Origin of the sequence: Paenibacillus azoreducens, from assembly GCF_021654775.1 — a bacterium.
Lineage (GTDB): Bacteria > Bacillota > Bacilli > Paenibacillales > Paenibacillaceae > Paenibacillus_AQ > Paenibacillus_AQ azoreducens.
In genome coordinates this window covers 1,411,028-1,422,466 of record NZ_AP025343.1, presented here as the reverse complement: position 1 = coordinate 1,422,466, position 11,439 = coordinate 1,411,028, and the positions used below count along the sequence as shown (strand labels likewise).

At 46.6% G+C, this 11,439-nt stretch carries 12 protein-coding genes; 6 read left to right on the top strand and 6 right to left on the bottom strand.

The features are described 5' to 3' along the window. Window positions 1-94 precede the first annotated feature (94 nt). The 4 genes from L6442_RS05905 to L6442_RS05890 all read right to left on the bottom strand — a co-directional run bounded on the left by L6442_RS05905 (window position 95) and on the right by L6442_RS05890 (window position 2,286). Window positions 95-730: a class D sortase gene (locus tag L6442_RS05905; protein ID WP_212981305.1), complete on the bottom strand. Its 636-nt coding sequence runs from the start codon at window positions 728-730 to the stop codon at window positions 95-97. A gap of 27 nt (window positions 731-757) precedes the next feature. After that, complete coding sequence (locus L6442_RS05900) at window positions 758-1,003, bottom strand: bacterial transcriptional activator domain-containing protein (protein ID WP_272880348.1); 246 nt, start codon at window positions 1,001-1,003, stop codon at window positions 758-760. A 33-nt stretch (window positions 1,004-1,036) separates the two neighbouring features. Further along, the gene (locus L6442_RS05895; RefSeq protein WP_237100362.1) at window positions 1,037-1,903 is read right to left on the bottom strand and encodes a response regulator; all 867 of its coding nucleotides are present in this window, start codon (window positions 1,901-1,903) and stop codon (window positions 1,037-1,039) included. 119 nt (window positions 1,904-2,022) lie between these two features. Then, a complete protein-coding gene (locus L6442_RS05890; protein WP_194233835.1) occupies window positions 2,023-2,286 on the bottom strand; it encodes a hypothetical protein in 264 nt (87 codons plus the stop codon). A 305-nt stretch (window positions 2,287-2,591) separates the two neighbouring features. Here L6442_RS05890 and L6442_RS05885 point away from each other — a divergent pair, with 305 nt between their 5' ends. Both L6442_RS05885 and L6442_RS05880 read left to right on the top strand, forming a co-directional pair. After that, entirely contained in the window at window positions 2,592-3,080 is a 489-nt protein-coding gene (locus L6442_RS05885) for a PH domain-containing protein (protein WP_237100240.1), read from the top strand. Continuing rightward, complete coding sequence (locus L6442_RS05880) at window positions 3,073-4,776, top strand: PH domain-containing protein (protein WP_212981287.1); 1,704 nt, start codon at window positions 3,073-3,075, stop codon at window positions 4,774-4,776. Before L6442_RS05885 ends, L6442_RS05880 begins: the two co-directional genes overlap by 8 nt. Window positions 4,777-4,864: 88 nt before the next feature. Here the strand turns inward: L6442_RS05880 and modB are convergent, their stop codons facing one another. Beyond that, on the bottom strand, window positions 4,865-5,581 hold the full coding sequence (modB, locus tag L6442_RS05875) for a molybdate ABC transporter permease subunit (protein ID WP_212981286.1): 717 nt from the start codon (window positions 5,579-5,581) through the stop codon (window positions 4,865-4,867). Between the two features lie 15 nt (window positions 5,582-5,596). Next, entirely contained in the window at window positions 5,597-6,451 is an 855-nt protein-coding gene (gene modA, locus L6442_RS05870) for a molybdate ABC transporter substrate-binding protein (RefSeq protein ID WP_212981285.1), read from the bottom strand. Window positions 6,452-6,627: 176 nt separating this feature from the next. On the opposite strand from modA, the gene L6442_RS05865 reads away from it, so the two are divergent. The 4 genes from L6442_RS05865 (at window position 6,628) to argF (ending at window position 11,439) form a co-directional block, all read left to right on the top strand. Continuing rightward, window positions 6,628-7,578 (top strand): helix-turn-helix transcriptional regulator, encoded by a 951-nt coding sequence (locus L6442_RS05865; protein ID WP_212981284.1) that lies wholly within the window; start codon window positions 6,628-6,630, stop codon window positions 7,576-7,578. Window positions 7,579-7,717: 139 nt separating this feature from the next. Then, window positions 7,718-8,167: an arginine repressor gene (gene argR, locus L6442_RS05860; RefSeq protein WP_194233840.1), complete on the top strand. Its 450-nt coding sequence runs from the start codon at window positions 7,718-7,720 to the stop codon at window positions 8,165-8,167. Between the two features lie 571 nt (window positions 8,168-8,738). Continuing rightward, the gene (gene arcA / locus L6442_RS05855) at window positions 8,739-9,974 is read left to right on the top strand and encodes an arginine deiminase (RefSeq protein ID WP_212981283.1); all 1,236 of its coding nucleotides are present in this window, start codon (window positions 8,739-8,741) and stop codon (window positions 9,972-9,974) included. A 472-nt stretch (window positions 9,975-10,446) separates the two neighbouring features. Next, entirely contained in the window at window positions 10,447-11,439 is a 993-nt protein-coding gene (gene argF / locus L6442_RS05850; protein ID WP_373871863.1) for an ornithine carbamoyltransferase, read from the top strand.

Here is an 11,439-nt window from a genome sequence, read left to right as displayed (position 1 = left end):
TAAAATACCCCTCTGAATATTTTCTGAAAGTAAGCATTTATATTTTCTTTTTTGGCAAAAAAAATAAGAACCCTCACGTTAAAGTGAACGGTTCTTATTTTTTATCCACGATTTTTCCTTTTATAATCAGCCGATGCGTCGGATTCACCATGGGATGGCAGGTCACCAGCGTAATTTCCTTATCCTTGCCGTTGCCCTTCAGCACCCATACATCCTCCGGTTTGACGATCTGTTTTTCCGTGACTGTATACTCGAATTTTTCGGTTCCCGTATCGACATCAATCAGATCGCCGACAGCTAGTTCGTCCAGCCTATTAAAATTTCTGCCATAGGTCCGGTTCCGGTGTCCCGCAACCGCATAATTTCCAATTTCGCCGGGCCGCCCGGTATTTTCAATGCTGGCCAGCGTTGTTCTCATATTGCTTTTGGTCGCGCCATGAAGGATCGGGAGCTTCAGATTGATTTTGCCGATTTCCAGCATTCCTTCCACCTGCTCGCTGCTGCTCGTTGCGTTTGCCGAAACCGGACGCGTTTGAATGCTTGGGAAAGCCTCTTGTCGCCCCTGTACCTCAGGTTCTTCATTCCGAATTTCGATATTTTGCAGGCTTGCCTGCCACTGCTCGGCCAACTTTTCCTGTTCCGCATTTTCGGCCATTTCCGTTAGTTTGGGATAAAACAGCATCAAAAGACCTGCCGCGATCAAAATAACGGATACGATTTTCAATTTCACCGCCAGCTTCAAGCCTCCTTCCATGACTTACGAGCTGCTTATGACCCCAAGTTCCCAATTCCGATACCACGCGGCAATTTCCTTGCTTGGCGTTATGCCGTATTCCTCAAAAAACGCATCTGTCAGCTGCTGATATACCTTCCTGACCTCCGACAGATGATGCAGCTCCGCATACATTTTCATGGAGCCGGCATAACCGTCCTCCAGATAAGGCATTCTCATCATCATTTGCTGGTATATTTTGATAGCTTCCGAATGCTGGCCAAGCTGAATATGACATAGAGCAACCGGTTTGGCATGTTCCAGTCACAATAAACGGATTCGCTCCTGCTCCGGCTCTGCCCATGCATAACGGTGTTCTTCCAAAAAATCGCCTGTATACATATACATAATCGCCAGATGCCGGGACAGCGTTTCCGGTGTCACAGCCGGAGCTTCGCGCAGGCAGCTCTCCCACTCTTCGACATCCAGCGCCATGTCGCCCAGGACCAGGCGGTAGCTTTCGTCATGATAACTGATTTGGACATCAAGCCCGCAGGTTTTCATCATTTTTCTGATTTGATAGATTGCAGTATGTAGCTGTGTTGACGCTTTTTTGATATCATGTTCAGGCCAAAGCAAATCCATCAGTGTTTGCTTGCTCACCGTCTTGCCGCGGTAATAGATCAGATACGCAAACAGCTCCGGCGCTTTCAACGTTTTCCATGAAAAGCTTTGCGGTTCATCCTCATGATCCCGGTAATGCAAGCTTTGCAGGCAGCAAAGCGTCTTCCGGGTACGGCTCTCGTCGTTTATGCCTGCAGGATTGGCTCGCAAGTATTGGACCACCCTGTTTAGCGTTACGGTCAATCTGGCAGGATGCACGGGCTTCAGCAAATAATCGAGTGCATTCACCTCAAAGGCTTTGATGGCAAAATCCTGGTATGCGGTAACAAAAACGATTTGCATCTGGGGATGCAGCTCCCAAAGCTGCTCGGCCAGCTCGAATCCGTTGATTTCCGGCATTTCGATATCCAAAAAAGCGACGTCCGGAACTTCCTGCCGGGCCGCTTCCAATGCCGCATATGGATTCTGGAATGCTCCAATCAGATCGATATTGACGTCCAGTCCTTCCTGTGACTGCAAAAGCTTTTCCATTTTCCACAAAGCCAAATTTTCATCATCAACAATCATTATCTTCAAGGCTTGTCACTCCCCCTGAGCCTCGCGCTGCATTCTCTTCTTTCATTTTAACAGCAAAATATTCTCAGGTGTACCTTTCGGATATGTCATTATCAAGTTTTTCTAACATTCTATAAATCTTCTTGCACGATGCCCCTATGGATCAAGGAGCAGCTTTCCCAATTATCCATCATCATAAATCCACGGCGTACCAATGCAAAGATGGTATTCGTCGTGCAGCACCATTCCAAAGTTGAGGCATCAAGGGAAGGATCGCTATGTTTCGCCGCCGCTTCTTCATATGTCCAATAACCGCCTTGATTCCAACGAATCAGCTTTCCCCCATGCTTTTGCGCTTTATTCAGAGCCTCCTGCTGTCTTTCAGATAAAATCATGCTTATCACCACTCAAATCAATACTTCGAAATTTGCTTCCAGGCTTTTCTGCCTGACACAAATATCGCTTTTTCTTCATCCAGCAAGTATAAAACCATTAAATCATAATGCCCTGAATAAATTCTGAACATCGACAATAAAGGAGAAGATGTTTCCTGCAAAAAAGCTGTCGGACACCTTTTCAGAGAGGTTTACTCCTCATTTTGTTAAGCTTATGTTAAGGATTGCTTCACAAGGAATTTAGGCGGTCATGGTAATATGATGAAAAAGAACAACTAGAGTATTGCCGCTTGAAAGGGGTTTTTATGATGAATCAACGATTGGATTCCATGCGGCGCTGCCATCCGGACTCCGTGAAAGTATTCCGTTATTCCGGATTTATGACGGGTTTGTTCTTGATCGGCATTTCCATCTTGTATCTGCTGATTGCCAAATGGAAACATTGGATATTCATGCCTGGCTGGATCGCAATTGGCCTAAGTGTGCTGCTCTTGATCTGGTTAACCTGCTTTTCTCCAGGCATCTCCTATCGGATGTTCGGATTTCGGGTGTCGGAAGAAGAACTCGAAATACGCTCCGGGTGGATTTGGTATACCGACATCATCGTGCCGATGACCCGCGTGCAGCATGTGGAACTTGAACGGGGGCCCTTGCTGCGAAAATACAATCTGGCACAGGTGAAAGTGGTTACGGCCGCTACATCCCATATCATCAAAGCGCTTCCGCTGCATGAGGCGGAAGATTTGAAACGCCAGATCGGAGATTTGGCGAAAGTGGTGGAGCACGATGAATAAGCGGCAGGGTGTGCGTCTTCATAAACTGTTTATTTTGTTTCCGCTGGTTCATTTACTCAAGGCTTTTCTTCCGATCAGCGTTTTGCTTACGATCAGAGTCGTCACAGGAGGCAAAAGCATGTCGCCGGCAACCGTTCCCTGGTTTATCGGGACGATAGCCGCTATCTTTCTGTTTTTGCTCTTTTATGGCTGGCTGCAGTGGAAACGATTTGTCTATGTACTGGAAGACGATAAAATCGTGATCCGGCGTGGCGTCATCTTTCGCGGGGAACAAACGATCTATGCCGCAAGAATACATTCCTTAAACATAGAGCAGCCATTCGCGCAGAGACTCTTCGGATTAACGCTGATCAAGTTTGACATGCCGGGCAAAGCGGATCATGACGGCGGGAAACTGCCGGCTGTCTCTTCTGCGGAAGCCGCCCGGTTGCAGCAATGGCTGCGGGAACGTACAGCCTCCGGCGACGCTGTTGACAACCCGGTTCATGCGACAACGGAAATGAGTGCTAATCGCGTCAATACAGCGGAATCCATGCAGTTAGGACCAGGACAGGACTTGGAACAGGAGCCGCTTGATCTTAAGCTGCCGGTTGTAGAAGCCGATACGGACAAAAACGCGGCACCTGCATGGAATCATACCCCGCAGAATCCAAAACCGATAGGCCCTGCTTCGTCTGCCTTTGCGGAGGAGCGTACTACTCTGCTTGCACTATCGCCGGGAAAGCTGTTTATAGCGGCGTTAACTTCGTTTAACCTGACGCTTGCGGTCGCTTTTTTGTTCGGGGCATATTCGCTTGCAAATGATTTCCTTCCCGGCAAGCTGTCGGCCCGGGCATTTATGGAAGCGGGAAGCTGGCTGTATGGAGGCTGGTTCACCCTCGTCCCGTTAGCGATTATACTGGCCTGGATTCTCTCGGGAATCCTATTTACGATTAAATATGCCGGGTTCAAGGTAGAACGGCTCGGCAAGCAAATTGCCGTTACTTCCGGACTGTTTGACCGCAAGCAAATGTTCTTTTCGCCGAAACGGGTTCAGGCTGTATCCGTGAAGGAAGGGTTGCTGCGCCAGCCTTTTGGCTATGCCGAGATCAAGCTGCATGTGCTCACTTCCGAATCCGAAAAAAATCTGATACTTCATCCCCTGATTCCGGTCCGGCAGGTAGGTGAGCTGCTTGAGCAAATCGTTCCCCAGTTCAAAGCCGATCCAGTGGAGCGCAGATCTCCGCGGCGCGGCTTATGGATGGTGCTTCAGATCGATTTGGCGCTCACTGCGATCCTATGCGCAGCTTGCATCGCATATTTTAAAGAACATGGATTATGGTCATTGCTGCTGTTCCCGCTCTCGATCTTCTGGACCGTTGTATCCTATAAAGACACCGGCTTTACACTGCGGGACAAGCAATTGACGATGCGGAGCCGCATCATATCCCGTAGCACCCAGTATGCCCGTCGTCCGCAAATTGTCTCCTTGAAGGTTAGGTCGACCCGGCGGCAGCGGAAGCGAAACCTCCGTTCCTTTAAGGTCTACCTGATCACGAGTCAATACAACCAGTCCTTAAGTCATTTGGAACAAAAGGATGTGGAAGAAATCTGGAATTGGTTCCGCAGCTCCGGTCGAGCTAAACCGCGCCAGCAGAATACGATTCGGCACGCGGGAACACCAATCGCGACAGAAAAATCGGCAGAATCAGAATGAATACAGAAAAAGCCTGGCCTTGTGCGGTACGCCCCAAGCCAGGCTTTGCTTATTGGTCAGCCTCATTGCTTTTGCTCAACTATATCCATTATTTCCCCGGTAATACAAGGGTTCGTCCCGACTTTTCCACAGCCTCGGCCGCGCCTGCCTGATTTCGCTGCCCTGTAAGCAGCAGCATCAGAAACGAAATGACAATAATCGCACAGGTCCATGCCCACGCCAAGGGCATATTGCCTGCATCTACCGCAACATATATCGCTGTCGGTATGGTTTGCGTTTTGCCGGGAATATTGCCGGCAATCATCAGCGTCGCGCCAAATTCGCCAAGTCCACGCGCAAATCCTAAGATGAAAGCCGTGCCCAAAGAGTGGTAGGTCAATGGAAGCGTAATGTGCCTAAACACCTGCCACTCGCTTGCCCCGCTGGAACGTCCGGCATTCTCCAACTCCGGGTCGATGGCGGCGAAACCATTTTTCATTGTCTGATACACAAGCGGAAAAGATACCACCACGGCTGCAATGACCGCAGCCCACCAGGAAAAAATAATCGGAGCATGCAGCAACCACTCCGCAGCCTGGCCGATCCAGCTTTTACGACCCAAAATGACCAGCAGCAGGAAGCCGACCACCGTCGGCGGCAGCACCAGCGGCAGAATCAAGGCGGTTTCCAGCACGATTTTCCCTCTGAACCTGCGCTTTGACATCCACCACGCCGCGGCTACGCCCAAAATTAAAACGATTACGCTGGATAACAGCGCGACCTGCAAGGAAATCCGAATCGGCGGCCAGAAATCATGCCAGTTCATAAATACACTTCCTTTTTACTCAGGGACGGAAAATCCGTATTTGATGAATACATCCAGCGATGCTTTCGATTGCAAATAATTATAAAAGTCTTCGGCTTCTTGGGCATGTTTCGTCGCCTTGACGATCCCGATCGGATATTCAACCGGCGAATAAGAAGCTGGATCGACCGTAAACGCGATTTTGGCTTTTGACGAAGTTAGCGCATCCGTTTTATAAACAAACCCGGCGTCGGCATTCCCCGTTTCCACGTATTGCAGCACTTGCCGCACGTCTTTGGCTTGGACCATTTTAGGCTGGAGAGGTTCCCAAAGCTTCGAATTTGTAAGCGCCTCTTTGGCGTAGTTGCCTGCAGGCACGCTTTCCGGAATACCGATTGCCACTTTTTTCACTTCCGCTTTGTTCAGATCATCCATAGCCGCAATAGAAGCTTGAGTATCCGCAGGCACGATCGCTACCAGTTCATTTTTCAGCAGTGTCTTTTCTTTGCCCTCTTCAATCAGCTTTTGCTCAACGAGCGGTTTCATGTTTTTGACTGCGGCCGAAAGGAACAGGTCCGCCGGCGCTCCTTGTTCAATTTGCTTCTGCAGCGCACCGGAACCGCCAAAATTAAAGCTTAATTCTATGTTGGGATGTTCAGTTTCATATGTTTGCTTAATCTCATTCAACGCATCGGTCATGCTGGCCGCCGCAGAGATCGTAAGCCCTACTTTGTCCGCTGTTGCGTTGGCCGATGCTGTCTTATCGGAACCAGCCGCGTTATTCGCGCTCGCATCGGTTTTCGTTTCCGTTTGATTTCCGCAAGCTGCCAGAACCAGCATCATCGCTAACAAAAAACATAAAACAGCATTAGTTTTTATCTTAGCGTACATTTTTTAACCCCCAAAGTTATATTTAGATATAATTAGTTATAATTAACACAAATTATACCTGCCTATCATTTGAATTGTAAACCCGCTAAAAAAACTTTATGAGTCGATTATGTTACAATACAAGGTAGCAAGAATGAAACGTTCGAATGTATTTGTTTTTGATAAGGAGGATGTCCGTGTCTAGCGATATATCCTATACCACCGAAGAAATTGCCAAGATGCTTAAAATATCCAAGCTCACTGTCTACGACCTGATCAAAAAAGGCGAGCTGCCCTCCTACAGAGTCGGCAAACAAATGCGCGTGGATGCGGCCGATTTGGAAGCCTACAAACAGCGGGCCAAAGGAATCAAGCCATCTTCCCAACCTGCTCCGGCTGCGGACCGCCCGCTGCAGCACTCCGCTGCATCGGTAAACGGCATACGCCCCATCGTCGTTACGGGACAAGATATCGGCCTGGATATTTTGGTTAAGCATATGGAAAAAAACATCTCCGGCATCCGGCCTCTGCGGGCATATGTAGGCAGCCTGGACAGCCTGATCTCCATGTACCGCGGCGAATCGGACATCGTGAGTACCCATCTGCTTGACGGTGATACGGGTGAATACAACATTCCATATATCCGCAAGCTTTTGGTCGGTTCATCCTATATGGTCGTGAATCTGTTATCGAGGCAGGCCGGGTTTTACGTGCAAAAGGGAAATCCGCTCGGGCTCGCCGGTTGGCAGGACCTGAGCCATCCCGGGCTTCGCCTCATGAACCGCGAGAAAGGCTCCGGCGCCCGCATACTGCTCGACGAGCAGCTTCGCCTGCATGGCATAAGCCCTCGGCAGCTTGCAGGATATGAGCTGGAGCAAACGAATCATATCGGGGTTGCCGCCAAGGTCGCTTCCGGTGAAGCCGATGTTGGCGTAGGCATCGAAAAGGCCGCGGCGATCGTCGGTCAGCTGGACTTTATCCCGCTGATCGAGGAACGCTACGACCTGGTGATGCTGAAGACGGCGGATAATATACCGTGGATTCAAGCTTTGCTGGATATTTTGCGGTCGGAGGAATTCCGGAGGGAGCTGCAAATGATCGCCGGTTACGATTTGTCCCGGACGGGAGAAGTTCTCTTCGAGACTTGAAGCAAAAATCTGTTTATGTTACCGAAAGGATGATTCCTGTATTGTACGGGGGTCACCTTTTTTTATTTCTCGGTTATCTATGACTTTTGTAGTGAACAAGAAAGGTTTATTACAGATATAATATAAAGGGGTGTCTTTTATGAAAAAGGAAAAAAGGCAACGGTTGATTCGGGAATTGGTAAAAGAACATAAGATAGATACACAGGAGAAATTAGTAGAGTTGTTGGCGGAACGAGATGTCATAGTAACTCAAGCTACGGTTTCACGGGATATTCGTGAGCTGAATTTAATAAGAGCAGCTTCCCCACAAGGATTAATGATATATAAAAGCTCCTCAGAAAAACCTTTTCAAACGGATTTGAGATTAAAAAAGATGTTAAAAGAAGTAGTCATTAAGATTGACTATGTAGATCAATTAACGGTTATTAAAACACTGCCCGGTAATGCACACGTCATTGGGGCTATATTGGATGATTTGGATTGGGAAGAAAAAATAGGATGTATATGCGGAAATGATACATGCCTTGTCATATCCCGGACAATATCAGACAGAAAGTTGTTAGAGGAAAAACTGAATTTGCCTTTTTAATCACAGATCATGCCCATCGTAACAGATCATGCATCTTTCGTAGCGTTTATCGCTCCGGAAGATGCTTTTTTTAAGATTATAGAATTTATAAATTTTCTTGCTACGCTGAACAATTCTATAATCGCAAGAAAAACTATCTCTAAGCGCGGTCTGTCTTCTATGAAAATACGTCGATAGGCGTTTTTCTTAGCAGTATAGAATTTATAAGTTTTTTTGGGGGTCCCCGCAAAGTATTTGGAATAAGCATCGAAGCATAGGCTCCACTTTGTGGGGTTATTTTATGTCTCAATTCCTCAAATATTCACCATATATACGCAAAATGAAATAGGTTCAGCACAGTAACCACATAAACACTTCATAAACATACAATCTAATTTGATTTCTTGAAAAAAATCGTGAAATATTTCACGTTCCTATTGTTAGCGTTTCCATAATGTCGAAAGCACAGTCCCCTTATGATGTATTTGTAAGCACCAAACTAACTCCCCCCACAAAGTGGACCTATGCTTCGGTGCTTGCGGGGACCCCAAAAAACTTATAAATCTAACATCAAAAAAGGGAGGTACAAAAAATGAAACATCCGCTACATGTTACTTCGGAAATTGGTGAATTACAAACGGTCCTGTTAAAACGTCCAGGTTTTGAATTGGAAAACTTAACGCCGGATTATCTGCAGCAATTACTCTTTGACGACATCCCCTACCTGCCTGTTATTCAACAAGAACATGATTATTTCGCACAAACCTTACGCAATCGCGGGATTGAAGTTCTTTATTTAGAAAAACTGGCATCTGAGGCGCTGGTGGATAAAAACATTAAAGAAGAATTTGTTTGTCGCATTTTGGAAGAAGGAAAGACCGAAGGAAATGTTTCGCATCAAACTTTAAAAGACTATTTGCTTTCCTTTTCAAATGAAGATCTCATTCAAAAAATAATGGGCGGTGTACGAAAAAACGAAATTGAAACGAGCAAGAAAGCGCAACTATATGAATTTATGGAAGATCATTATCCGTTCTATTTGGATCCAATGCCCAATTTATATTTTACCCGCGATCCTGCAGCCGTGATTGGAGATGGACTGACGATCAATAAAATGAGAGAGCCGGCAAGAAGACGCGAATCATTGTTCATGGAATATATCATCAAATATCACCCAAGATTTGCAACTCATCATGTGCCTGTATGGCTGGATCGTAATTATAAATTCCCAATCGAAGGCGGCGACGAGCTGATTTTGAATGAAGAGACCATTGCCATCGGGGTATCTGCCCGGACTTCAGCGAAAGCTATTGAACGTTTAGCTTTGAATCTGTTTAAAAATCCAGACGCGTCATTCAAGAAAGTATTGGCCATAGAAATTCCAAAATGCCGGGCATTTATGCATCTGGACACCGTATTTACAATGGTTGATTATGATAAATTCACCATCCATCCAGCGATCCAAGGGCCACAAGGAAATATGAATATTTATATTTTGGAAAAAGGTCCGGATGAAGAAACGCTTAAGATTTCCCATCGAACTTCTTTAATGGAATCTCTTAAAGAGGTACTCGGCCTGAAGGATTTGGTTCTGATTCCTTGCGGAGGAGGAGATGCAATCGCCTCTGCTCGCGAACAATGGAATGACGGCTCTAATACGTTGGCCATTGCACCAGGAGTCGTTGTTACCTATGACCGCAACTATGTTTCCAATGCTCTATTACGCGAACACGGCATCGAGGTAATAGAGGTGTTGAGCTCGGAATTATCCCGTGGCCGCGGGGGTCCACGCTGCATGAGTATGCCAATCGTTCGAAAAGACATCTAAAGAATACCCCACAAAGTGACGCGTAGCCTTCGAAGCTTATTCCGATTACTTTGCGGGGACCCCGGAAAATATATATAACCCCACAAAGTGACGCGCGGCCTTCGAAGTTTATTCCGATTACTTTGCGGGGAACCCGGAAACTATATATAACCCCACAAAGTGACGCGCGGCCTTCGAAGTTTATTCCGATTACTTTGCGGGGACCCCGGAAACTATATAATCACACAAAGTGACGCGTAGCCCTCGAAGCTTATCCGATTACTTTGCGGGGAACCCGGAAACTATATATAACCCCACAAAGTGACGCGGGGCCTTCGAAGTTTATTCCGATTACTTTGCGGGGACCCCGGAAACTATACCCCCACAAAGTGACGCGTAGCTTTCGAAGCTTATTCCGATTACTTTGCGGGGACCCCGGAAACTATATAATCCCGGAAAATAATATCACAAGAAAGCAGGGATCAACATGAAAATGAGTAATGCAAGCTTAAAAGGGAGAAGTTTTCTTGCAGAGAAGGATTTCACAGAAGAAGAAATGTTATATTTTCTTGATTTGGCAGCAGATTTAAAAGCGAAAAAGAATAGCGGCATTCCCCATCGTTATTTGGAAGGGAAAAATATCGCGCTCCTATTTGAAAAAACTTCGACTCGTACACGGTGTGCATTTACAGTCGCTTGCACAGATTTAGGCGCGCATCCTGAGTATTTAGGAAAAGGCGATATTCAGCTCGGTAAAAAAGAATCTGTGGAAGATACAGCAAAAGTGCTGGGCCGTATGTTCGACGGAATTGAGTTCCGTGGTTTTTCCCATAAAACGGTAGAATCCTTGGCTGAACATTCTGGTGTTCCTGTATGGAACGGTTTAACCGATCTGTGGCACCCAACACAAACGCTCGCAGATTTGCTAACGATTAAAGAGCATGTTGGGCACTTGAAAGATGTGAAGCTCGTTTATGTGGGCGATGGACGAAACAATGTTGCTAATAGTCTATTAGTTGGCGGTTCAATCGCCGGAATGGAAGTTCGGATTTGTGCACCGGCATCATTATGGCCGGCACAAGAAGTTGTCGATACAGCCAAAAAATATAGCGACCGGATCATGATCACAAGCTCTGTTGAAGAGGCAGTTGCAGGTGCGGATGTCATCTACACGGATGTCTGGGTATCCATGGGGGAAGAAGATAAATTTGCGGAACGCATTGAACTGCTCTCGCCTTACCAAGTAAATATGCAAATGATAAAAGCAACAGGAAATGACAACGTCATCTTTCTACATTGTCTACCTGCCTTTCATGATCTCGAAACAGCGTATGGACGAGAAATGCATGAAAAACATGGATTGAAGGAAATGGAAGTAACCGATGAGGTATTCCTCAGCAAACATTCTAAAGTATTCGATCAAGCTGAAAATAGAATGCATACCATTAAGGCGGTTATAGCAGCTACTTTGGGAAATATGGAGTGA